Here is a 23,025-nt window from a genome sequence, read left to right as displayed (position 1 = left end):
GGAGCATCGGGCTGCCGGTGTCCCGGCAGGACGTCCCCTTGTGGGCGGTCGGCCGCTCCGCGAGAATGGGCGCGGCAGCGCCGGCGGCACGAAGTCCGCCGCTACGAGTGGAACGGAAACCATGGCACAGACAAAGGGCGGCCCCGGCAAGGCTCAGAAACGCCGGAAGGGCGCCAAAGGACACCGGTCCGGGCGGCCACGGCGGCTGGCCCTGGACGTCTACGAAACCGAAATGCTCCGGCTCCAGGCCGAACTCGTCGCCCTGCAGGAGTGGGTCCGCAGCACAGGTGCGCGCGTGCTGGTGATCTTCGAGGGGCGCGACGCCGCCGGCAAGGGCAGCGCGATCAAGCGCGTCACCGAATTCCTGAACCCGCGCGTCGTCCGCATCGTGGCGTTGCCGGCCCCCACGGAGCGGGAGCGGGGTCAATGGTATTTCCAGCGCTATGTGCCGCACCTTCCCGCCGCGGGCGAGATCGTCCTGATGGACCGCTCCTGGTACAACCGGGCCGGCGTCGAACATGTGATGGGATTCTGCACACCCACGGAACACAAGCGCTTTATGGCCCAGTGCCCGGTCTTTGAACGCCTGCTGATCCAGGATGGCATCCTGCTGTTCAAGTACTGGTTTTCGATCAGCCACGCGGAACAGGAGCGGCGCTTTAAGTCCCGGCTGGATGATCCCCTGCGGCAATGGAAACTCTCGCCGATGGACCGGGAAGCGATCCTCCGCTGGGAGGACTACTCGCGGGCCAAGGACGATATGTTCATGCAGACTGATACCGCCGAATCGCCCTGGTACGTTGTCGAAGCAGAGGACAAGCGCCGGGCCCGGATCAACATGATCGCCCATCTGCTCTCCAGCATTGACTACACGGAGGTCCGGGCGGAGCCGGTGACCCTGCCGGAAAGGCCGAAGGCGGTCAACTACACCCGCCCGCCGCGGGATCTCTACCGTTACGTTCCGGACCACGCTGCCATCCTCCAGCAGCCCGGCGAGGAATGACCAGGCGGCGGATCCCGCTTCCCGGAGCCGGGTGCCGCAGGCTGGCCCGGGCAGGTAGGGTACCGGCATGGACATTATCCTCGTACCTGGATTCTGGTTGGACGCCTCATCGTGGGACGAAGTGACTCCGCCGCTGCTTGCCGCCGGGCACCGGGTCCACCCGCTCACGCTGCCCGGGCTGGAATCGGCCGGCGCGCCCCGGGCCGGCATCGGGCTCCGCAGCCACGTTGACGCCGTCGTGGCGACGATCGACGCCCTCGATGCCCCGGTGGTCCTGGTGGGCCACTCGGGCGGGGGCGCCATCATCCACGGCGCCGTCGATGCCCGCCCGGACCGGGTGCTTCGGGCAATCTATGTCGACAGCGGTCCGCTCGGCGACGGCGGCGTCATCAACGATGACCTGCCGGCCGACGGCGACGAGGTGCCGCTGCCGCCGTGGGAGCTGTTCGATGATGAAGACCTCACCGATCTCGACGACGCGCTGCGTGACATGTTCCGTGCCCGCGCCATCCCGCAGCCCAGGGGCGTGGCGCAGGACCAGCAGCGGCTGCACGACGAGCGCCGCTACAACGTCCCGGCGACTGTCATCGCGTGCGAGTTCCCGTCCGCCATGCTCATCGACATGATCGGGGCCGGCCACCCGTACGTCGCCGAACTCGGGCGGGTCCGGGAGGTCGACTACGTCGACCTCCCCACCGGGCACTGGCCGCAGTTCACCAGGCCGGCGGAGCTGGGCGAGGCGATCCTGGCCGCCGTCGGCCGGAGCAGCTAGGCGGCACCTCCAGGCGACACCCCGGGCCGGGACCTAGTGGCCGAACGGGTCCGGGTCCACGCCCGGCATCCAGGTCAGCCCGGGCACACCCCAGCCGCTCTTCTTGGCCTGTTTCATGGCCTTGCGGGCGTAGCGGTCGATCAACCGGTTGATGTAGAGCTTGCCGTCGAGGTGGTCGTATTCGTGCTGGATGACCCGGGCAAACCATCCCGTTGCCTCGAAATCGACGGGCTTGCCGTCCCCGTCGAAGCCCTGCACCCGGGCCCACTCCGCGCGTTTGAGCGGGTACTGCCCGCCGGGGAAGGACAGGCAGCCTTCCTCTTCCTCGTCCGGATCCGGCAGTGCGCCGGAGATTTTGGAGAGCGTCAGCACCGGGTTGACGACCGCGCCGGACGGCGGGGCGCCGTCGTCGTTCTCGTACTTGTAGATGAAGAGCCGTTTGCCGACCCCGACCTGGGGCGCGGCGAGACCCACGCCGTTGGCGGCCTCATTGGTCTCGAACATGTCGGCGATCAGGGTCCGGAGCCCGTCGTCGAAGACGTCGACCTCCGCGGCGCGGCGGTGCAGCACGGGCTCGCCCCAGATCGTGATGGGCAAAACGGTCATGTCAGAAAAGTTCCTCTGCTGCTTGGCGGCCGGGTCGGATCAGTCGGCGATGGTGCGGCCGACGACGTCGCGCATTATTTCATTGGTGCCACCGAAGATGGTCAGCAGCCGGGCGGCCAGGTAGGCCTGTGCCACGGGGTACTCCAGGATGTAGCCGTAGCCGCCGTGCAGCTGCAGGCACCGGTCGGTGACGGACTTGGCGCGCTCGGACGCCCAGAGCTTCGCGCGGGCGGCGGAGGCGGCGTCGAGCTCGCCGGCGTTGAAGGCCAGGATGGCCTGGTCGACGTAGGTTTCGGTGACCTCGACCTCGGTGAGGATGTCGGCCAGTTCGAAGCGGCTGTTCTGGAAGTCGATAATGCGATCGCCGAAGGCGTTGCGGTCCTTCGTGTAGCGGACGGTCTCCTCGTAGACGGAGCGGACGACGGCGGAGCTCGCCACCGCGATCGCGAGCCGGCCCTGGGGGAGCTGCCCGGCGGCGTACTGCAGGCCCTTGCCCTCCTCACCGACGAGGTCCGCGTGCTGCACCCGGACGTTGTCGAAGAACAGTTCCGCGGTGTCCGAGGCCTTCAGGCCCATCTTGTCCAGCTGGTTGCCGGTGCTGTAGCCCTCGCCCTTGCGGACCATAAACAGGGAGAAAGAGTCGCGGCTGCCGCGGCCGCTGCTGCCGTCGGTGCGGGCCAGGACGAGGGAGGCGTCACCGGAGATGCCGTTGCCGATGAAGGTCTTCTGGCCGGTGATCAGCCAGTCATCGCCGTCGCGGACGGCCTTGGTGCGGATCCCGCGGAGGTCAGAACCCGCTCCGGGCTCGGTCCAGGCGATCGAGGTGACCGTCTCGCCGGAAACCATGCCGGGAAGCCAGCGGCCCTTGAGCTCGTCGGAGCCGTAGGCGAGCAGGTGCGGCAGGACGAGGTCATCGTGGAGGTGGAAGGCCAGGCCCACGGCGAGGTGGTTGCTCTTGGCGAATTCCTCGTCCAGCACAGCGCGGAACCGGTAGTCGTTCATGCCCATGCCACCGAATTCTTCCGGGACGGCCAGCCCCAGCAGCCCCTGTTCGCCGGCCGCTGTCCACAGGTCACGGGACATCATGTGATCCTCGTCCCATTTGGCGTAGTGGGGCGCAATGGCGCGGGTGTTGAACTCGGTGGCCATCTCACGGAACATCTCGTGGTCTTCTTCAAAAAGCGTGCGCTTCATCGCTGTTCCTTCCGTTCACGGTTCCATGGACAGACAACAAAGGCCGCACCGGATATCCGGTACGGCCTTCGTCTAAGGTCGGACAATTACTGCCGTCCTTCATGAGGGTGAGCGACGGGGGTTGAACCCGCGACCTCCTGGACCACAACCAGGCGCTCTGCCAACTGAGCTACGCCCACCATGTGCCCTTGCACGCCCTCCGGCGAACCGGCTGGCTGAAAAGGCAACGACAAATAGCTTACCTGCTCTTTGGGGCCGCTTTTGCCACTTTTCGGGTTTTCGTCAAAATTTTCCGCAAAACGTGGCGCAGATTACTCGGCCGGGGCCGGTTCCTCCGCGGTTCCCATCACCTTCCGGGCGATCCGCTGAGCGGTGGCGCTGTCCGGCCCCGGCGCGGGGACGAAGACCGCCTCGCGGTAATAGCGCAGCTCGTCGATCGAATCCTGGATGTCGCCGAGCGCGCGGTGGCCGCCGAGCTTGGCGGGGGACTGGAAGTAAGCGCGCGCGTACCAGCGCCGGGAGAGTTCCTTGATGGTGCTCACGTCGATGACGCGGTAATGCAGGTGTTCGACGAGTTCGGGCATGTCGCGGACCAGGAAGACACGGTCGGTTCCCACCGAGTTGCCACCCAGCGGGGCCTTTTTGGGATCCGGCACCCACTTCTTGATGTAGTCAAGGACGATCGTCTGGGCCTCCGCCATGGTCTTGCCGTGCGGAAGCTCCTTCAGCAGCCCGGAGCGGGTGTGCATGTCGCGGACGAAGTCGTTCATCTGCGCCAGGGCGGCGTCATCGGGCTTGATCACGACGTCGACGCCGTCGCCGAGGATATTGAGCTCCGAGTCCGTCACCAGCGCGGCCACCTCGATGAGGGCGTCGTTGATGGTGTCCAGGCCGGTCATTTCGCAGTCGATCCAGACGATGCGTTCATTAGATATAGGCACGCGCCCAGCCTACCGTTTCGTCGCCGCCGGACGGTCCGGTGCTAGGATTTCGGGTACGCGGGCGGAGACATTCTTCGCCGCCGCGGCGTGCCCCGGGCCGGTTCTCAGGCCGGCTGAGGGTGGAGACGAGCCCCACAACAGATTGGACGATCCTGCGATGACGGTGCCTGTGCCTGCGGCGGGGAAAACGGCTGCCGGCACGTCCCCGACGGCAGCCCTTGCTGATGTGGACAATGCCCGTTCACCGCTGCTGGCGGGATTTGTTGGCTCGCTGTTCATGGCAATCGGATCGCTGGGTGTGGGCTGGCTCGCTCCCGTGTCCGAACTGCGCCGCGTGCCGTTGTTCATCTGGATGCGCACCGAGGCGGTCGGCGTCGCGCTGTGCATTGTGCTGCTGGCCGTCGGCGGGATGCTGCTGGTCCGGTCCTGGCTCAGGCTCGGCCAGCGCGTGCGGGTCTGGGGGGCCGAGGCCCGCAAGGCCACCCTGCAGGCGGTCGCGCTCTGGGGCCTGCCCCTGATGTTCTCCGTCCCGCTGTTCAGCCGCGACGTCTACGCCTACATCGGGCAGGGCCGCCTGATGGTGGAGGGGTTCAACCCCTATGAGAACGGCATCTCGGCGCTGTCGAACTATTTCCAGCTTGGGGCCGACAAGATGTGGACCGAGGCGCCGGTGCCGTACGGCCAGCTCTTCCTTTGGATCGAGCAGCTGGTGGTCTGGTCGACCAACGTGCACCCGGAAGCCAGCATCATGCTGTTCCGCCTCGCCGCGCTTGCCGGGATCGTGCTGTGCATCATCTACGTGCCGAAGCTCGCCGAGCTGCACGGCGTCAACCCGCACCGCGCCCTCTGGCTGACCGCAGCCAACCCGCTCTTCCTCACCAACTTCATCGCCAGCGTCCACAACGATGCCCTCATGATCGGCCTGGCCCTGGCCGGGCTGTACTACTGCGCCACCCGGAGGGTCATCCTCGGCCTGGTCCTGGTGACCCTGTCCATCTCGGTCAAGCCCATCACCATCGTCTTCCTGCCCTTCATTGGCCTGCTCTGGGCGGGAAGGGGCGCCAGCTGGCCGCGGAAGTTCGTGTTCTGGGGGCTCACCGCAGGGACCAGCCTGGCCCTGCTGTACGCCATGAGCCTGGTCAACGGCTTCGGGTTCGGCTGGATCAACGGACTCTCCGCCCCGGGCAGCATCTGGATCTGGTACGCCCCGGTCGGGCTGCTGGGCCTGGTGGTCGCGTCCATTTTCAACGCCTTCGGGCTCGACGGCTGGGGGCTTGCCAAATGGGTGTACGACGCCGGGAAACTGCTGGCGGTCGGCATCATCGCCTGGCAGATCTTCCGCGGCGACTATGACCGCCTGATCCGCCGGCTCACGCTGGCATTCGCCGCCGTCGTCGTGCTGGCCCCGATGATCCAGTCCTGGTACGTCGTCTGGCTCATCCCGCTCTTCGCCGTCACCGGCATCCGTGACGACTGGCAGGTCAAGGCCCTGTACTTCATCGTGTCGTTCTTTATGGTGTACGCGATCTCGGACCAGCTCGAGGTGTTCCCCTACCTGCAGACCGCGGATCTCGGCCTGGCCCTGGCCCTCGCCCGCAACGCCGCGGCGATCATCGCGCTGCTCTTCGCCCTCTACCTGATCTTCCTTGACCCCAAGACCAAGCTGCTGTTCAGCAAGTCCGAGGAACCCGTCACCACCCGCCCGGTCATCTGAGTTTCCGCAGGGCTTCGCGGCGGGCGAGCGGACTCAGCGCCTCGCCGTGCCGCGCCGCGAAGTCCCGGACCCAGTCCGGATCCGTGGCGGCGTAGTCCCGCAGGGCCCAGCCGATCGCCTTCCTGATGAAGAACTCCGGGTCGGCCAGGTTGGGTTCGATCACCGCCGCGAGCAGGCCGGGATCCGTCGCGGATTTCGCACCCAGCTGGGACGTGATGGCCGCCCGCCGAATCCAGAAGTCCGCGTCCGTACTCCAGCGGCGGAGTACGGGGGACATGTCCTCCCGGTGTGTCTGCAGCAGCCCGCACAGCCGGTGCGAGACCCCGTCCACCAGATCCCACCAGGCACCGCTGCGGATGATTTCCTCGTAGAGCGGGAGCATGCTCAACTCGCCGGCCGCCTGCCGCAGCCCCGTGAGATCGATGGCCGCGTAGCGTTCCTCCCGCCAGTTGGCGCCCCGCCACAGCTCCAGCACGGTGCACTGCAAATCCTGGAGCGAACCGGGAGGCAGCTCCTTCGCTGCGGTTTTGACGATCCTGCGGACCTCCGGCACCCGGACGCCCAGCGACGGCATCTCGGACTTCAGGTAGGCCTGTGCCCCTGCACCCCTGACAGGATCAGCGGCAGCCCGCAGCCGGGATCGGATCGCGGACATGAGTTCAGCGTTGGCCATGGGGCAACTTTAGCCACGCCCCGGCTGGCCCTAGAGTTGAAGCCATGTCGATGATCAAGAGCCCCGCCGAGATTGCCCTGATGCGCGAAGCCGGCCGGGTGGTGGCCAACACGCTGGAACGGGTCCGGGCCGCCGCCGCCGTCGGCGTGTCCCTCAAGGAACTCGACGGGCTGGCCGCGGCGACGATATCCGACGCCGGGGCGACGCCGGCTTTCCTGAACTACCGGCCGCGGTGGGCCTCCGTGCCGTTTCCCGGGGTCATCTGCACGTCCGTCAACGACGCTGTGGTGCACGGGATCCCCAACGACTACCGGCTCCAGGACGGCGACCTGCTCAGCGTGGACTGCGGCGCATTCCTCGACGGCTGGTGCGGTGACGCGGCAATCAGCTTCATTGTGGGCACGGCCGACCCGGCAGACCAGGCCCTGATCGATGCCACCGACGCCGCCCTGGCCCGCGGCATCGACGCTGCCCGGATCGGTAACAAGATGGGGGACCTGGGCTACGCAATCGGCGGGGCATCACGCCGCGCCGGCTACGGGCTGCTGGCGGACCACGGCGGCCACGGGATCGGCAAGACCATGCACGCCGAGCCGTCTGTGCCCAACGACGGCCGCCCCGGCCGCGGCATCAAGCTGACCGAGGGCCTGGTCATCGCGATCGAGCCGATGCTGATCGTGGGCGGGAAGGACGACTACGTCCACGACGACGACGAATGGACCCTCCGTTCGGCCAACGGCCGCCGCGCCGCCCACAGCGAGCACACCGTGGCCATCACCCGGGACGGACCGGTCATCCTGACCCTGCCGTAGGGCCGGGCCTACGGTGCCCGGCGGGGAATGCCCCGGACGGGCGGCGCGCCCGGCGCGGGCGCCGTCAGGCGGACGACGGCGCGTCCCGGGACCGCGTCGCTGACCACCGTGAAGCCGGCCGCCAGGGACAGGCCCAGGGTGCCGTGGTAGAGGTCGGCCGGACCGGCCTTGGGCCGCTGCGCGGGATCGACCGGGTACCCCTCCACCACCGCCGCGCCGTGGGCGGCGGCGTGCCCGACCGCAGCCGCGAGAAGCGCCCGCGCCACGCCGGTCCGGCGCTCGCCGGGGGAGACCACAAAACAACTCACGGACCAGACCTGGTCCGCGGCGGGGTCCCGGGCCACTTCAGGTCCTGCCGCCGACAAAACCTTCGACCGCAGGATCCTGGGATAGCACCCGCGTGGTTCGACGGCGCACCAGCCCACGGGATTCCCGCCGCGGAAGGCCAGCACCCCTGGCGCGGCGGCGCCGGCGTCGAACCTGTCCCGCAACTGGGCCTTCCGCTGGTCCGGGGTGGCCGCGGACCACTGCGGTCCGGTCAGGGCGAAGAACCGGCACCAGCAGCGCGACGGCTCGCCGCGGACGCCGAAGAGACGCTCGACGTCGGGCCACTGCGCGGCAGCGGTAGTGACGGCTGCCTGCCCCCGGGGTGCTGCTTCGCCCATGGGACGAGGTTAGCGCCCGCCGGCCTGGCGGACGGTGCGCTGGCGATGGGCGGCGAGCCTGAGCTGGATGATGCGGGCGGCACCGGCGATGGCGACCAGGACACCGCCGCCGACGGCCGCAATGAACAGTGCAATTCCGAGCGGAACCGACCCTGTAAGACCGAAGAATTTCACCTGCACATATTCCTGGTTCTGCAGTATGAAGGCGATCAGCAGGATCAGGACCACCAGCGCGCTGGCGACCGCGACCCAGACCATTCCCGCCCGGGTGACCTGACGGGTTTCCGGGGCCGGTGCTTCCGGCGCCGCTGCCGGGGGTGTTTCCACCACCGGCGCCGGCGCTGCGGTGGCTGGGGGCCCGGATACAAGATCGGTGCCGCCGGCCCGGGTGCCCGGGCCGTAGCCGTCGCCGGCCGACCCGGACGGGACGCCCGGCATGTCCGCGTCGGCGGGCGAAACATTATGCGGATCGTGGGGATCGAATCCGCGGGGTGTCTGGGTCATGGCGGCCGTACCTTTCGGTTGCGGGCAGGGCTCGCAGTCCTCCCGTGGACTGTCCTGCCTGTCCCCTCCATACTAAGTGTGCTGATGGCTGACGGGGCCCAAGGGCGGGGTACGGCACGGTGCGGGTACCGGCAGACCGGCCGATGCTGCTGGAACGGGCAGTTGGCACCGGGCGGGCGACGGTATAGCGTCGCAGCCAAGGGATGCCGGGAGGAGGAGTCGCTGCCGTGACCATTGTGGACAACGCGGTTTACGTTGACGGTTACCGTACCGCGGACCCGGAGAGCCTGGACGAGACGTATTTTGTCCTCCGGCAGCGCCAGGGCATGGCCTGGATCGGGCTCTACCGGCCGGATGCCGACGAACTGCGCTCCGTGGCCCAGGAGTTCGACCTCAACCACCTCGCCGTCGAGGACGCGATGGCGGGCCATCAGCGGGCCAAGCTGGAACACTACGGCGAAACGCTCTTCGTGGTTCTGCGCCCGGCCCGGTACCTGGACGACCAGGAAAAAGTTGAATTCGGCGAGATCCATGTCTTTGCCGGCGAGGATTTTGTGGTCACGGTCCGCCGTGCCGAATCACCGGATCTGGCCCGGGTCCGGCGCCGGATGGAATCCCAGCCCGATTTCCTGGCCCTTGGCCCCGACGCCGTGCTCTACGCAATCCTGGACCAGGTCGTTGATGAGTACGAGCCGGTGGCTGCCGGCCTGGAAAACGACGTCGATGAAATTGAGGACGATCTCTTCGCCGCGGACCCGGGCGTGTCCCGCCGGATCTACGAGCTCTCCCGGCAGGTCATTATGTTCCAGCGGGCGACGGCGCCCCTGATCATGATCCTGCAGTCACTGATGGCCGAGGTGCCGGGCCGTCGGCCCCGTCCCGAGCTGCAGGACCACTACCGGGACGTCCTGGACCACGTGCTGCGGCTCAGTGAACGGGTTGCGGCTTTCCGTGCGCTGCTGCAGAACGCGCTCGCCGTCAATACGGCGCTGGTGGCCCAGCGGCAGAACGACGAAATGCGCTTGCTGACGGAGTCGAGCTATGCCCAGAACGAGCAGGTCAAGCGGATCTCCTCGTGGGCGGCCATCCTGTTCGCGCCGACGCTGATCGGGACGATCTATGGAATGAATTTCCGCAGCATGCCTGAACTGGACTGGGTCTTCGGCTACCCGATGGCCCTGGGCCTGATGGTGGCCATGGGACTGGTGCTGTACTGGACCTTCAAGCGCAACAAGTGGATCTAGTGGTCATCGCCCGCGCAGATACCCTGCGGCCGGAGCCGCAGCCCCGGCCGCGGTAAGTTCCGCAGGCCGGGGCCGCGCTGTGTGCCCCAGGAGGGAATCGAACCCCCGACCGGCGGATTAGAAGGCCGCTGCTCTATCCCCTGAGCTACTGGGGCACGTCGGCGCCGGACCGGCTGCTGCCGGGGGACGCCTCAAAAAGTTTACCGTGCCCCGCGGGTGTCCGCCGTCAAGGACACCCGGGCGCGCTGAGTTCCGCCTGGCCGGCCAGCAGCCGGCCTCCCCGGGCTGTGTCCGGCCGGCGTTATCCACATGGAGTGCCGGGCCCCTCGCGAAGGGCCGCCGCTGGCGCGAAGCTGAAAGAGCCTGCTAGGGCACGACATTTCGAGACAGGACATGAGCATGAGTGACACCATCACGATCCGTGGCTTCGTCGCCACGGAGCCCAAGAGTTCGACGACGCCCGGCGGCGTGGCGACGGTATCCTTCCGGCTGGGTTCCACCGACCGGCATTACGACCGTGCCGCCAACGCCTGGGTTGAGGGGACCATCGACTTCTTTACAGTCCAGGGCTACCGGCAATTGGCCGGCAACATCGGCTGTAGCGTCAAGAAGGGCCAGCGGGTCATCGTTGTGGGACGAATCAAGTTGAGGAGTTGGGAAACTAACGGCCAGATCCACCACGTGGTGCAAATCGATGCTGACGCTGTCGGCCACGACCTGAAGTGGGGTTCGGCCAACTACATCCGCACGTCCGGCAACGGTCCGCAGGCCGCTGCCGGTCCCTCCACGTTGCACACCTCATCCCCGGACGCGGACGGTCGCGACGGAACCCACGACGACGACGGCCGCGAACGTGACGAATACGACGGCGCAGACCCGGCCGCCCGCACTGTTTTCCTCAATGACGAGAACGGCGACGTGGAGGAGCTCGATGAGGAAACGGGCGAGCTGAAAGGGGCGGCCGCCTGAAGGGCGACTGGTTCCGCGCGTCCAGCACCGGCGTCACACCACGTCGGGCTGGACCCGGACCGTGCGAAGCGTCGCCTGCGGACCGCATGGATGTGAGATATCCGGGCCGAACCACTAGATTTGTAGGCATGGCGGAATTTATCTACACAATGACCAAGGCCCGCAAGGCTGTTGGCGAAAAACTTATCCTCGACGACGTAAGCATGTCCTTCTTCCCGGGGGCCAAGATTGGCGTTGTCGGCCCGAATGGTGCCGGTAAGTCCACCATTCTCAAGATCATGGCCGGACTGGACACACCATCAAACGGTGAGGCCCGGCTCAGCCCCGGCTACACGGTGGGCATCCTGCTGCAGGAACCGCCGCTGAACGAGGACAAGACTGTCCTGGGCAACGTCCAGGAAGGGGTCGGCGAGATCATCGGCAAGATCCAGCGCTTCAACGAGATCTCCGAAGAGATGGCCAGCCCGGACGCCGACTACGACGTCCTCCTTGAGGAAATGGGTCAGCTGCAGGAAGCGATCGACGCCGCCGATGCCTGGGATCTCGATTCCCAGCTTGAGCAGGCCATGGACGCCCTCCGCTGCCCGCCGGCCGACGCCGACGTCACCCTGCTCTCCGGTGGCGAGCGTCGCCGCGTCGCCCTCTGCAAGCTCCTGCTCCAGAAGCCGGACCTGCTGCTCCTGGACGAGCCCACCAACCACCTCGACGCCGAGAGTGTGCTCTGGCTCGAACAGCACCTCTCCGCCTACCCCGGCGCCGTCCTCGCCGTCACCCACGACCGGTACTTCCTCGACCACGTGGCCGAGTGGATCGCCGAAGTTGACCGCGGCCACCTATACCCCTACGAGGGCAACTACTCCACGTACCTCGAGAAGAAGCGCGCCCGCCTGGAAGTCCAGGGCAAGAAGGACGCCAAGCAGGCCAAGCGGCTCACCGAGGAACTCGAGTGGGTTCGATCCAACGCCAAGGGCCGCCAGACCAAGTCCAAGGCCCGTCTGGCCCGCTATGAGGAAATGGCGGCCGAAGCCGACCGCACCCGCAAGCTGGACTTCGAAGAGATCCAGATCCCGCCGGGACCGCGCCTGGGCGGCCTCGTCCTGGAGGCGAAGAACCTGCAGAAGGGCTTCGAGGACCGCACCCTGATCGACGGGCTGTCCTTCACGCTGCCGCGCAACGGCATCGTCGGTGTCATCGGCCCCAACGGCGTCGGCAAGACCACGCTGTTCAAGACCATCGTCGGACTCGAGCCCCTCGACGGCGGCGAGCTGAAGATCGGTGACTCAGTCAAGATCTCCTACGCGGACCAGAGCCGCGGCGGCATCGACCCGAACAAGACCCTCTGGGAAGTTGTCTCCGACGGCCTGGACTACATCCAGGTCGGGCACGTTGAAATGCCGTCCCGCGCCTACGTCGCCGCCTTTGGCTTCAAGGGCCCGGACCAGCAGAAGAAGGCCGGGGTGCTCTCCGGTGGTGAGCGCAACCGCCTGAACCTGGCCCTGACCCTCAAGCAGGGCGGAAACCTGCTGCTCCTCGATGAGCCGACCAACGACCTCGACGTCGAGACGCTCAGCAGCCTCGAAAACGCACTGCTTGAATTTCCGGGCTGCGCCGTCGTGGTTTCGCACGACCGCTGGTTCCTGGACCGGGTCGCGACCCACATCCTTGCCTACGAAGGCGACGAGGAGAACCCCTCGAAGTGGTACTGGTTCGAGGGCAACTTCGAATCATACGAGGAGAACAAGGTCGAGCGACTGGGCCCGGATGCAGCCAAGCCGCACCGCGTGACCCACCGCCGCCTCACCCGCGACTAGGTCCGCAAGGCACACAGCGGACCAGTAAAGGCCGGCTCCCCAGTTCCGGGGGAGCCGGCCTTTGGCATGTCGCCAGACACAGGGTCCGCAACGGGCAGGCTCAGCCGCGGTCCGCCTTGCGCATCTGGTGCTGCAGGACCCTGGACTGTACCGCGCCCTTGACCTTGTTCTTGAAGTCCGTCGGAACCCGGATCATGCCTTCCTGCGCCACCGTGGCCACATGCCGGCCGTCGCGGCTGAAGATCTTGCCGGTAGCCAGGCCGCGGGCGCCCTGCGCGCTGGGGGACTCCTGCACGTAGAGCAGCCACTCGTCCACCCGGACCGGCCGGTGCCACCACATGGCGTGGTCCAGGCTCGCCACCGACATGCCCGGCGTAATCCAGCTCATCCCGTGCTTGCGGAGGATGGATTCCAGCAGGGTGTAATCACTCGCGTAGGCCAGGGCGGCCCGGTGCAGGTCCGGATCAGCCGGCATCGGCCCAAACGTCTTCATCCAGACGGCGTTCCGCGGTTCCTTGTTCCCCTTGGCCGAGACGTACAGCGCCGGGTCGACATGCCGGATATCGAAGGGCCGCTCGTAGGCCCAGTGGCGTGCCACCGGATGGTCGAACTTGCCGAGCAGGTCGGCCGTGCTGGGCAGCGATTCCGGGTCCGGGATGCCGGCCGGCACCTCGGACTGGTGCTCGATTCCCTCGTCCTCGTCCTGGAACGAGGCGATCATGGACAGGATGGGCACGCCCTCCTGGTACGCGTGGACACGCCGCGCGGAGAAAGAGCGGCCGTCCCGGAGCCGCTGGACGCCGAAGGTGATCGGCTTGTTGGCATCCCCGGGCCGCAGAAAGTATCCGTGCATGGAGTGCACGCCGCGGCCCTCGGGAACAGTCCGGCTTCCGGCGATCAGCGACTGCGCCAGCACCTGGCCGCCAAACACGCGGTGCCGGGGCTGCTGCTGGGAGGGGCCCATGAAGATGTCCTCATCCGTCCGGGCGCCCTCCAGCTCACCGAGGTTCAGCAATTGGAGCAGCGAGGAGGTGGGGTCCTGTGTTGGCGGCGCCTGCAATCCGGCTTCGGCTTCAGTCATGGTTCGACTCTAGACGGCCCCCGGGCACGGTCCCAACGAGGCACAGCCGGTAGAGTCGATATTGTGTCTGACGTCCTCACCCAGCCCCTGAAGTTCACCGATCCGCGAGACCTTGCCGATCTTCGTACTTTCGCCACCCGCGCCCGGTCGATCGACGACGGCGCCATCCGACTCCAGGCGTCCGGTCAGGTGCTCGCCGCCTACGTTTGTGTGCTGCGGCCGCGCCTGCTGGGGGAGTCGACCCCGACGATCCTCGGCCTGCGGACCATGGCGCTGGCTGACCCGGCGGACACTGATGTCACCGTTCCGATCTCGGCCGTGCTGGATCGGCTGGCACGTGCGGGGGAGAACGACGTCGAGCTGCCGCTGCCGCCGGTGACCGTCACCGAATCGTGGGCCGGCGTCGGCGCGCCGCGCGCCGGATGGGAAGCCGTCGGCGCGTTGCCGGACTCCGAGCTGCGCCGGTCCGCCGAGGCCGGGATCACCGAGATCGCCGCCATCATCCCGGACAAACCCGGAGCGTTGATCGTCAACAACGCCCGTGCCACGGTCTGGGGCCGGGAACTGCCGGGTGCCGGCGGACTTCCGCTGGGCGCGGCGTTCGCAGCCCTGACCCTGGGCTTCCTGGCCGATGGGGAACAGCAGCTCTACCGGGCCGGGCGCTGGTTCCGGCTCAGCGGAGCCCGCGGGCACGTCCTGGCCCGAACCGGTTCGGGACTGTAAAAGCCCCCGCACCCGGCGGTGGGCTCACGGACCCCCGCCACGTCGACCGGGCCGGAGTACACCCCAGCGGAATCCTCAGTGACAGGCCCTCCCGCTCAGGCATTCCGGACCGGGCGAGCGTCCGCCTGCGTTATCGCTGTGCCGCTTCGGACGGGCTGTTCACCATGGAGAGGGCCGCCCGCTCCATGTAGTCCCAGAGCGTTCCCTCGTACAGCGGCGGCAGCTCCAGGGCATCCACCGCGGTGCGCATGTGGTGCAGCCACCGCTCCTTGGCCTCGGGGGTGACCCGGAACGGCATGTGCCGCATCCGCAGCCGCGGGTGGCCGCGCTCCTCGCCGTACGTCGTCGGGCCGCCCCAGTACTGCTCGAGGAACATCAGGAAGCGCCGCTTGGCGGGGCCGAGATCCTCCTCCGGATACATAGGCCGCAGCAGCGGATCCGACGCCACACCGTCGTAGAACACGTCGATGAGCTTCACGAAGGTCTCGTGGCCGCCCACGGCGTCGTAGAAGTTGTCCGTGTAGCCGGGCTGGCTGAACGGATCGTTCTGCAGCAGCTGCTTGGGCTGGCCAGGTTCGCCGGCGCTGGGAATCGTCATGCGTCTATTCTCCGGCCTTTTGCTGGCGTGCGTCGTCGGCCTCGTCCGCCTCCGCCTCCGCCGCCGGCGCATCCGGCGGAACGTAGGTGCCCTGGGACCGGTTGCCCACACGCAGGATTTCGCCGTTGCGCAGGTACCAGATGGTGCCGTCTTCTGCCAGGACCCGGGTGATCCGCAGGTTCATGGCCTCCACGACGCCCACCACTTCGGAGGTCTCGATAATGTCGCCGATGCCGTACTGGTCTTCGATCGTAATGAAGATGCCGGCCAGGAAGTCGCGGATCAACTGCTGGGCACCGAAGCCGATGGCCACGCCGAGGATTCCGACGCTCGTCAGGATCGGCGCAACGTCCACGTCCAGGTACTTGAGCACGTACACGATAGTGAGGACGGCCACCAGGACGCCGACCACGCTCCGCAGCAGTGCGCCGATGGTGTGTGCCCGCTGCACCCGCCGCTCGTGGTCCAGGGCGCGGAAGGCAGGAGCCACCCAACGGAAGTGCGAATGCTTAAAGAGTGTGCTGCCCGCAGCAACTCGTTTGGTGATTCCGGTGATCACGAAGGATGCCACAAGCCACACGGCGACGCCGATCCCCAGACTGATGAGGCCACCCGGCAGGTTGACAGCCGAGATGTCCGGCGCGGTGATTGGTTCGATGGTGGTCAGGCTGATCATCGGCGGGGGAGACTCCTTGTTTACTGCGTCCCTGCTGCCGGGCGGCAGCAGGGCTGGACGTCCGGATAGGCGTCCGGCGTTCGCCGGGCGCATAACACTCTGGTCTCCTTCAACATTAGCGCCGTAGCGTGGCCCCATGCGCATCCTGGTTCTCGGCGGGACGATTTTCCTGTCGGCAGAAATAGTCCGGCAGGCCCTGGCTGCCGGCCATCAGGTCACCTGCCTGGCGCGCGGTACCCCCGCTGCGCCGCCCGACGGCGCCACGTGGCTGCACACCGACCGCTCGCAGGGCACAGCGGCGTATTCGGCCGCCTCCGGCGGCGGCTGGGACGCCGTCATCGACGTTTCGCGGGACCCCGGCCAGGCGCGGGAGGCGCTCGAGGCGCTGGCCGGCTCCGCCCGGCACTGGACCTTCGTCTCCAGCTGCTCCGTCTACGCCGACCATTCCATGGCCGGGGCGGCCGAGGATGCCGGCGTGCTGGCGCCGCTCCCGCCCGGGTCGGAGCTCAGCGCCGGAAACTATGGCGAAGCCAAGTCAGCGATCGAGCACTGGACCACGGAGCTCGCCGGGGATAAGGCCCACCTCTGCCGGGCCGGGCTCATCGGCGGGCCGGGCGATGGCTCGGACCGCTACGGCTACTGGCCGGCCCGTTTCGCCCGGGACTCAGATCCCGTCCTGGTCCCGGACATCCCCACGGACTCCACCCAGATCATCGACGTCCGCGACCTCGCGGCCTGGATCCTCACCGCCGCCGGCAACGGGACCACGGGGGCGCTGAACGCCGTCGGCGAGCCGGTGCCGTTTGCCGCCTACCTTGAGGAATCCCGTCAGCTCGCCGACGGTTACGGCGAGGTCGTCGCCGCCCCGGAGGACTGGCTGGCGTCCCACGGGGCGAACTACTGGGCAGGTCCGGACTCGCTGCCATTGTGGCTGCCCCCCGGCCACGAGGGCTTTGCGACCCGCAGCAGTGCCGCTGCCCGGGCCGCCGGGCTGCGCACCCGGGCCTGGATGGACACGCTGCAGGACACCCTGGCGGATGAACGCCGCCGCGGACTCGGCCGCGAACGCAAGGCCGGGATGAGCCCGGTGACGGAACGCCGGATCCTGTCCGAGTACAGGGCAGCGGTCGCGGCAGGGGCAGGCTGAGCAGCTCAGTCTTCCGGGAGCTCCACCACGGCGGTCGGTTCGTGCAGCACCGGGAAGTTGACGCTCCGGGCGATGAAGCAGACCCTGTTCGCCGCGGCGTGGAGTTCCGCCATGAGTTCCGCCGCCGCGGGAGCAGCCAGGGTGACCTGCGGCTTGAGCGTGACCGATTCAAACTGTCCGCTGCCGTCCCGGTTGGTCCGCATCAGGCCCTCGGCCCGGTCCTCGTACGCCGTCACCACCACACCGTGCTTCACGGCGACGTGCAGGAAGGACAGCATGTGGCACTGGGACAGTGCTGCCAGCAGCAGCTGTTCCGGGTTGTAGCGGGTCCGGTCGCCGTGAAAGGTCGCGTCCGCGGAGCCCTGCAGGAGGGGCAGCCCGGGGATCTCGATGTCGTGGTCCCGTGAATAGCCGCGGTACGACGCCGTCCCCTCGCCAAGGTTCCCGGTCCAGCGGACTGTCAGCGCATAGCGGTGTTCGTCAAGGCTCATGCGGCCAGTCTAGAACGACGGAACCCCGGCGCCGCACGGGGCGGCGCCGGGGTTCCAGGACTGCCGGGCAGCGTACTGACGTCCTAGCCGACGTCGGCCTGGCGGGCGCGCAGCGCGCGGGCCACGCCGTCGCGGTTCTCCAGCATCATCCGCCGCAGCGCGGCGCTGTCCTCCGGCAGCGAGGCAAGGAACTCATCCGTGCGGTCCACGGTCGCCTGCGTGGTCAGCTGTGCCGGGTAGAGCCCGACGACGATCTGCTGGGCCAGCGCGTGCGTGCGGTCCTTGACGATGCCCGGGACGGCGTCGAAGTACTTCTCGGCGTACGGCTCCAGCAGCGAAGTATCGAGCACCCGGGTGAAACCGCTGACGGCCGAACCCTGCAGCGCGTTGGACAGTTCGCCCCTGACCACAATCGCCTCCCAGGCGGCGGCCTTGGCCTCGGGCGTCGGAATGGCGGCCTTGGCGAGGGCCGCCGCGTTCTGCCCCGTGGCGGTGTTGTCCTGCTCCAGCTCGGCGTCGATGGCCTCGTCGCCGGCGCGGCCGCCGGCGACGAGGGAGGTAATCAGTTCCCAGCGCAGGTCCTGGTCCACGGTGAGTCCGGGCAGCGTGAGGCTGCCCTCCAGCAGGCCGGACACGGTGTCGAGCTGACCGGCGCTGCGTGCCAGCAGGGCATAGGACTTGACGAACTGCAGCTGTGCGTCGGAGCCGGCCGGGACGCCGGAGGCGAGCTCCCAGAGCCGGTCGGCGGCGGCAGTCGCGGTGGCTTCCTTGTGGTCCGCGGCCACGTAGAAGTTCAGCGTGGTGGCGAGCTGGCGCAGCTGGACCTGGATCACGGAGGAATCGGATTCCTCGGCGATGTTGGCCAGGATCAGTTCCACATAGCCGCGTGCCGGCGTTTCGCCGTCGCGGGCCGCATCCCAGGCCGAGCCCCACACCAGGGTCCGGGGCAGGCTCTGGCCGAAATCCTTGAGGTGGGCCGTGGCCGTGGCGAGGGACGCCGGGTCGAGGCGGACCTTGGCGTAGGCGAGGTCGTCGTCGTTGAGCAGGATCAGGTCCGGCCGGGGGAGCCCGGCCAGCGCCGGCACCTCGGTGCGTGCCCCGTCGACGTCGAGCTCCTCGCGGTGTACGCGTTCCAGTTTTCCCGCGCCGTTGAGGTTGTAGAAGCCGACGGCGAGCCGGTGCGGCCGGATCGTGGGCTGGTCCCCGGTGGCGGCCTGCAGGATCGCGAAGGAGGAGATTGTTCCGTCGGTGTCCACGGACAGTTCGGGCCTGAGCGTGTTGACGCCGGCCGTCTCCAGCCAGAGCCGGCCCCACCGGTCCAGGTCACGGCCACTGGCCTTTTCAAGTTCCGCCATCAGGTCGACGAGCTCGGTGTTCCGCCAGGCATGCTTGCGGAAGTACTCGCGGACACCGGCCATGAACTCCTCCGGGCCCACCCAGGCCACGAGCTGGCGGAGCACCGAGGCGCCCTTGGCGTAGGTGATGCCGTCAAAGTTCACCTCGACATCCTCCAGGTCGTTGATCTCAGCGAAGATCGGGTGGGTCGTGGGGAGCTGGTCCTGGCGGTACGCCCAGGACTTTTCCACCGAGGCGAACGTCGTCCAGGCGCGGTCGAACCGGGTGTTCTCCACGGCGGCCAGGTGGGACATGTACTCGGCGAAGGACTCATTGAGCCAGAGGTCGTTCCACCAGCGCATGGTCACGAGGTCCCCGAACCACATGTGGGCGAGCTCGTGGAGCACGGTGATGGCGCGGCGCTCCACCTGGGCGTCGGTGACCTTGCTGCGGAAGATGTAGCCTTCCAGGATGGTCACGGCCCCGGCGTTCTCCATGGCCCCGGCGTTGAACTCCGGCACAAAAAGCTGGTCGTACTTCTCGAACGGGTACGGGCAGCCGAACTGCGCCTCGAAGAACTCGAAGCCCTGGCGGGTGAGTTCGAAGATGTTGTCCGCGTCGAGGTACTGCATCAGGGACTTGCGGGCGAAGATGCCCAGCGGCGTGGCCTTCCCGTCCGCGGAGACCACTTCGCTGCGGACGGACTGGTACGGTCCCGCGATCAGCGCCGTGACGTAGGAGGAAAGCCTCGGTGTGGGTGTGAATTCCCAGACGGAGCGGGCGCCACCGTCGGTGCCGGGAATGGTCTCGACCGGCACAGGAGTGGGGGAGTTGGACACAACATCCCAGTGCGAGGGGGCGATGACCGTGAAGGTGAAGCTGGCCTTGAGGTCGGGCTGTTCAAACACGGCGAACACCCGCCGGGAGTCCGGAACCTCGAACTGGGTGTAGAGGTAGACCTCCTGGTCCACCGGGTCCACGAAACGGTGCAGCCCTTCGCCGGTGTTCATGTACGGGGCCTCGGCGACGACCAGCAGTTCGTTGTCCGCAGCCAGCTCCGGAAGCTGGATGCGGACGCCGTCGGAAACTTCTGCCGGGTCAAGCTCGCGCCCGTTCAGCGTCACGCTGAGCACGTCGGCTGTCACAGCGTCGATGAACGTCGAGGACCCCGGCCTGGCCGAGAACTTCACGGCGGTGGTGGTGCCGAAGACCTTTTCCCCGCGGCTCAGGTCAAGCTCGACCTCGTAGGAGTCGACGGCGATCAGCTCGGCACGCTCGCGTGCTTCGGCGCGCGTCAGGTTCATTCCAGGCAAAATTGGGCCTCCGGGATGCTAATGGACGGGGAAACTCGTTAGAAGTGAAATCATTCTTTCACTTCCGCGGCCCAGGGCAAGTTGCCTTAGGTCACACCAACATATCGAACCCTGAACCGCCGGGGTAGCGTGGGGGATATGGGAAAGCTGCGGGAATCCGTCGACGCCAGGGCGCTGCGATTCGCGGTGGGGTTCCCCCTGATGCTCGCGGCGGCGTTTGTGGTCTGCGCGTTCCTGATCCGCGCGGACCTGCCGGAGCCACTCGCGATCCGCTGGACCGGGGGCGGTGCCGTGGACTTTGCCCCGTTCGGGGCCGTCGTCGGAGCCGGCGCCGCCATGATTGTGCTGATCGGCTGGGCCGTGCTGGTCCAGGCCGTGCCGCTGTCCCGTCCGGCCATCATGCGCCGGATCATGATGGGCGCCGGACTGTTTGTGAGCCTCTTCCTCACCACCGTTCTCGCCGCGGTGCTGGTCGGCCAGGTCGGGTTGGAGAACGCCCGGCAGGCGCAGGTCGACGTCGCCGTGCTCGCCATGGGCAGCGGCGCCGCGCTGGGCCTCGGCGTCGTGATGGGCTTCGTCTTCAAGGCCGACGAGCGCTGGTCAACGGACGATGACCGGGCCATGGAGGCGGCCCTCGCCCGCGAACTGGATCCGGACCTGGTCCGGGATTCGGTGACCCTGTGGGTCCACGCCCGCAGTTCCGTCTTCGTGATGCTCGGGATCGCCACCCTGCTCCCTGCCGCGCTCCTCACCATCGCCGTGCCCTGGCTGGCTGCGCTCCTCGCCGCCCTGGCCCTGGTCACCGCCGCGTGCCTGGTTGCCCGGCTCCGGGTGGACCGGAGCGGCCTCCGGGTCTTCGCCGCCGGATTCGTCCGGGTCATGGACGTGCCGGCCGCTGCCATCGAGGCGGCGACGCCGAAGGAGATCCGGGCCGCTGACTATGGCGGCTGGGGCTACCGCAGCCAGGGCACCTCGACGGCCCTGCTGGTCAGCAGCGGACCCGCCGTCGTCGTCGACCGCCTGGACGGGCGGAGACTGACCGTCAGCGCCGGGAGTGCCACGACGGCGGACAATATCGCACAGGTGATCTCACGCGTGGCGGCGCGGGCGCGCCGGAACGGCGGCGTCGCGGGTTCATGAAGTCCCGCCGGCCGCACCGGCCGGCCCCGGGCCCCGGTAGGCTGGGAACAGCCCCCAAACTGCCCCGCAGCCCCGGTGATTCCACTGGCCTGCCCCACTGAACGGATACGCCGTGACCCTTACCGACTTCCCGCGCGTGCACATCGCCACCGACCACGCCGGCATGGAACTCAGCGCCCACCTCGTCAAACACCTCAGCGCCAAGGGCTACGAGGTCGTCGACCACGGACCCCAGGAATACGACGCCCTGGACGACTACCCCTCGTTCTGCATCAACGCCGCGCGCGCGGTGGTGGCGGACCAGGAAGCCGGCACCAACGCCCTCGGGATCGTACTCGGCGGCTCCGGCAACGGCGAGCAGATTGCGGCCAACAAGGTCAAGGGAGTCCGCGCGGCGCTGGCCTGGAACCTGTCCACGGCGAAGCTGGCCCGCGAGCACAACGACGCCAACGTGGTCGCCGTCGGCGGCCGCCAGCACAGCGTCGACGAGGCCACGGAAATCATTGAAGCGTTCCTCGCCGAACCCTTCAGCAACGACGCGCGCCACATCCGCCGGATCGGCAAAATCGCCACGTACGAGCGCACCGGCGAGGTCATTGCCTAGTGCCGGAAGGACACTCCGTCCGCCGGCTGGCCCGCCAGTTCGGGGACGTCTTCACGGGGGAGCGGCTCGCGGTGTCGAGTCCGCAGGGGCGTTTCGTCCACGGCGCGGCCCTGCTGGACGGGCACACCCTCACCGGCGCCGACGCACACGGGAAGCACCTGTTCCTGGCCTTCGAACACGGGCTGCTCCTGCACGTCCACCTCGGCCTCTACGGCGCCTGGGACTTCGGCGGCGACGCGACTTTCCGGGGCGCGTCCAGCATTGGGGCGCCCCGCAGGGTGGGGGAGCGGGAGCTCTACGACGGCGGCGGAGCGGCGGAGCCGGCCCGCTACGACGGCCCGCCAGCTCCGGTGGGGGCCGTCCGCGTCCGGCTCGCCGGCGCGCACGGCTGGGCTGACCTCCGCGGCGCGACCACTTGCCAGACGGTCAGCGAGGCGGAGGCTGCGGCCGTCCTGGCCCGGCTCGGTCCCGACCCGCTGCGCAACCTCCCCGGCGACCGCGCGTCCTTCATCGCGGGGATCCTGGCCCGGCGCACGCCGCTCGCGGCACTGCTGATGGACCAGAAGGTTGTGGCCGGCATCGGCAACGTCTACCGCGCCGAACTGCTGTTCCGGCAGCGGCTGGACCCGTGGCTGCCGGGGAAAGGGCTGACCGGGGACGACGCAGGGCGGCTCTGGGACGACACCGTCGCCATGATGTCCGACGGCGTCCGCGACGGACGGATCATCACCACACCGCCGCCCTACTGGGCCGGGACTGCCGGCGGTACCGGCGCCGCCGCCCGCGGCCTTCCCGCCCCGGAGGAATCCCACTTCGTCTACCGGCGGCAGGGACTGGACTGCCGCGACTGCGGAACGCCGGTGGCCCTGACCGAACTCGGCGCCCGGAAGCTCTACTGGTGCCCGGCCTGCCAGGCACCCTGACCGGGACAAACAGACGCCGACACATCAGGAAACAAAACATCAGGAAACAAAGCAGCCCCTCCGGGGAGGGGCTGCTTCGTCACAAT

The 23,025-nt window shown here is 68.1% G+C and carries 23 protein-coding genes and 2 tRNA genes; 12 read left to right on the top strand and 13 right to left on the bottom strand.

Going from position 1 to position 23,025, the window contains the following annotated elements; genetic code table 11:
• Positions 1-121: 121 nt before the first annotated feature.
• Positions 122-1,003 (top strand): polyphosphate kinase 2, encoded by an 882-nt coding sequence (gene ppk2 / locus J2X01_RS02115; RefSeq protein WP_374724909.1) that lies wholly within the window; start codon positions 122-124, stop codon positions 1,001-1,003.
• Between the two features lie 67 nt (positions 1,004-1,070).
• Entirely contained in the window at positions 1,071-1,775 is a 705-nt protein-coding gene (locus J2X01_RS02110) for an alpha/beta fold hydrolase (protein WP_310050146.1), read from the top strand.
• 33 nt (positions 1,776-1,808) lie between these two features.
• Here the strand turns inward: J2X01_RS02110 and def are convergent, their stop codons facing one another.
• From def to orn, 4 genes are all read right to left on the bottom strand, one after another.
• Positions 1,809-2,381, bottom strand: a complete 573-nt coding sequence (gene def / locus J2X01_RS02105; RefSeq protein ID WP_310050144.1) for a peptide deformylase — start codon at positions 2,379-2,381, stop codon at positions 1,809-1,811.
• Positions 2,382-2,420: 39 nt separating this feature from the next.
• Positions 2,421-3,575, bottom strand: a complete 1,155-nt coding sequence (locus tag J2X01_RS02100) for an acyl-CoA dehydrogenase family protein (RefSeq protein ID WP_310050142.1) — start codon at positions 3,573-3,575, stop codon at positions 2,421-2,423.
• 106 nt (positions 3,576-3,681) lie between these two features.
• Positions 3,682-3,754 (bottom strand) — tRNA-His (locus tag J2X01_RS02095).
• A 132-nt stretch (positions 3,755-3,886) separates the two neighbouring features.
• Positions 3,887-4,516: an oligoribonuclease gene (orn, locus tag J2X01_RS02090; RefSeq protein ID WP_310050140.1), complete on the bottom strand. Its 630-nt coding sequence runs from the start codon at positions 4,514-4,516 to the stop codon at positions 3,887-3,889.
• 157 nt (positions 4,517-4,673) lie between these two features.
• On the opposite strand from orn, the gene mptB reads away from it, so the two are divergent.
• Entirely contained in the window at positions 4,674-6,230 is a 1,557-nt protein-coding gene (gene mptB / locus J2X01_RS02085; RefSeq protein ID WP_310050138.1) for a polyprenol phosphomannose-dependent alpha 1,6 mannosyltransferase MptB, read from the top strand.
• Here the strand turns inward: mptB and J2X01_RS02080 are convergent.
• Entirely contained in the window at positions 6,223-6,903 is a 681-nt protein-coding gene (locus J2X01_RS02080) for a DNA alkylation repair protein (RefSeq protein ID WP_310050137.1), read from the bottom strand. The two genes, mptB and J2X01_RS02080, sit on opposite strands and share 8 nt — an antisense overlap.
• A gap of 44 nt (positions 6,904-6,947) precedes the next feature.
• On the opposite strand from J2X01_RS02080, the gene map reads away from it, so the two are divergent.
• Complete coding sequence (gene map / locus J2X01_RS02075) at positions 6,948-7,715, top strand: type I methionyl aminopeptidase (RefSeq protein WP_310050134.1); 768 nt, start codon at positions 6,948-6,950, stop codon at positions 7,713-7,715.
• Positions 7,716-7,723: 8 nt separating this feature from the next.
• Here map and J2X01_RS02070 read toward each other — a convergent pair whose 3' ends face one another.
• Positions 7,724-8,380, bottom strand: a complete 657-nt coding sequence (locus J2X01_RS02070) for a GNAT family N-acetyltransferase (protein ID WP_310050132.1) — start codon at positions 8,378-8,380, stop codon at positions 7,724-7,726.
• 9 nt (positions 8,381-8,389) lie between these two features.
• Positions 8,390-8,884: a LapA family protein gene (locus J2X01_RS02065; protein WP_310050131.1), complete on the bottom strand. Its 495-nt coding sequence runs from the start codon at positions 8,882-8,884 to the stop codon at positions 8,390-8,392.
• A 227-nt stretch (positions 8,885-9,111) separates the two neighbouring features.
• Here J2X01_RS02065 and J2X01_RS02060 point away from each other — a divergent pair, with 227 nt between their 5' ends.
• Complete coding sequence (locus tag J2X01_RS02060; RefSeq protein WP_310050128.1) at positions 9,112-10,128, top strand: magnesium and cobalt transport protein CorA; 1,017 nt, start codon at positions 9,112-9,114, stop codon at positions 10,126-10,128.
• 82 nt (positions 10,129-10,210) lie between these two features.
• Here J2X01_RS02060 and J2X01_RS02055 read toward each other — a convergent pair.
• A tRNA-Arg gene (locus J2X01_RS02055) sits at positions 10,211-10,283 on the bottom strand.
• A 244-nt stretch (positions 10,284-10,527) separates the two neighbouring features.
• Here J2X01_RS02055 and J2X01_RS02050 point away from each other — a divergent pair.
• On the top strand, positions 10,528-11,097 hold the full coding sequence (locus J2X01_RS02050; RefSeq protein ID WP_310050127.1) for a single-stranded DNA-binding protein: 570 nt from the start codon (positions 10,528-10,530) through the stop codon (positions 11,095-11,097).
• Positions 11,098-11,225: 128 nt separating this feature from the next.
• Complete coding sequence (ettA, locus tag J2X01_RS02045; protein WP_310050125.1) at positions 11,226-12,908, top strand: energy-dependent translational throttle protein EttA; 1,683 nt, start codon at positions 11,226-11,228, stop codon at positions 12,906-12,908.
• Between the two features lie 100 nt (positions 12,909-13,008).
• Here the strand turns inward: ettA and J2X01_RS02040 are convergent, their stop codons facing one another.
• The gene (locus J2X01_RS02040) at positions 13,009-13,989 is read right to left on the bottom strand and encodes an acyl-CoA thioesterase (protein ID WP_310050123.1); all 981 of its coding nucleotides are present in this window, start codon (positions 13,987-13,989) and stop codon (positions 13,009-13,011) included.
• A 63-nt stretch (positions 13,990-14,052) separates the two neighbouring features.
• Between J2X01_RS02040 and J2X01_RS02035 the strand changes: the two genes are divergently transcribed.
• Positions 14,053-14,712, top strand: a complete 660-nt coding sequence (locus J2X01_RS02035) for a DUF8185 domain-containing protein (RefSeq protein ID WP_310050122.1) — start codon at positions 14,053-14,055, stop codon at positions 14,710-14,712.
• Positions 14,713-14,842: 130 nt separating this feature from the next.
• Here J2X01_RS02035 and J2X01_RS02030 read toward each other — a convergent pair whose 3' ends face one another.
• Together J2X01_RS02030 and J2X01_RS02025 are read right to left on the bottom strand one after the other, a co-directional pair.
• Entirely contained in the window at positions 14,843-15,310 is a 468-nt protein-coding gene (locus tag J2X01_RS02030; RefSeq protein WP_310050119.1) for a globin, read from the bottom strand.
• Between the two features lie 4 nt (positions 15,311-15,314).
• On the bottom strand, positions 15,315-15,986 hold the full coding sequence (locus J2X01_RS02025) for a mechanosensitive ion channel family protein (protein ID WP_310050116.1): 672 nt from the start codon (positions 15,984-15,986) through the stop codon (positions 15,315-15,317).
• Positions 15,987-16,122: 136 nt separating this feature from the next.
• Between J2X01_RS02025 and J2X01_RS02020 the strand changes: the two genes are divergently transcribed.
• Positions 16,123-17,133, top strand: a complete 1,011-nt coding sequence (locus J2X01_RS02020; RefSeq protein ID WP_310050113.1) for a Rossmann-fold NAD(P)-binding domain-containing protein — start codon at positions 16,123-16,125, stop codon at positions 17,131-17,133.
• Between the two features lie 5 nt (positions 17,134-17,138).
• Here the strand turns inward: J2X01_RS02020 and J2X01_RS02015 are convergent, their stop codons facing one another.
• Positions 17,139-17,624 (bottom strand): OsmC family protein, encoded by a 486-nt coding sequence (locus tag J2X01_RS02015; RefSeq protein WP_310050111.1) that lies wholly within the window; start codon positions 17,622-17,624, stop codon positions 17,139-17,141.
• 83 nt (positions 17,625-17,707) lie between these two features.
• Positions 17,708-20,263 carry an aminopeptidase N gene (gene pepN / locus J2X01_RS02010; RefSeq protein ID WP_310050108.1) on the bottom strand — a complete coding sequence of 852 codons (2,556 nt, stop codon included), beginning with the start codon at positions 20,261-20,263 and terminating at the stop codon, positions 17,708-17,710.
• 147 nt (positions 20,264-20,410) lie between these two features.
• Between pepN and J2X01_RS02005 the strand changes: the two genes are divergently transcribed.
• The 3 genes from J2X01_RS02005 to J2X01_RS01995 all read left to right on the top strand — a co-directional run bounded on the left by J2X01_RS02005 (position 20,411) and on the right by J2X01_RS01995 (position 22,939).
• Entirely contained in the window at positions 20,411-21,412 is a 1,002-nt protein-coding gene (locus tag J2X01_RS02005) for a hypothetical protein (protein ID WP_310050107.1), read from the top strand.
• Between the two features lie 112 nt (positions 21,413-21,524).
• Positions 21,525-22,016, top strand: a complete 492-nt coding sequence (locus J2X01_RS02000; RefSeq protein ID WP_310050104.1) for a ribose-5-phosphate isomerase — start codon at positions 21,525-21,527, stop codon at positions 22,014-22,016.
• On the top strand, positions 22,016-22,939 hold the full coding sequence (locus J2X01_RS01995) for an Fpg/Nei family DNA glycosylase (RefSeq protein ID WP_310050101.1): 924 nt from the start codon (positions 22,016-22,018) through the stop codon (positions 22,937-22,939). Before J2X01_RS02000 ends, J2X01_RS01995 begins: the two co-directional genes overlap by 1 nt.
• Positions 22,940-23,025: the final 86 nt, after the last annotated feature.

This window comes from Arthrobacter ginsengisoli (genome assembly GCF_031456935.1).
Taxonomy (GTDB): Bacteria; Actinomycetota; Actinomycetes; order Actinomycetales; family Micrococcaceae; genus Arthrobacter; species Arthrobacter ginsengisoli.
This window is presented reverse-complemented; position numbering and strand designations above follow the sequence as displayed.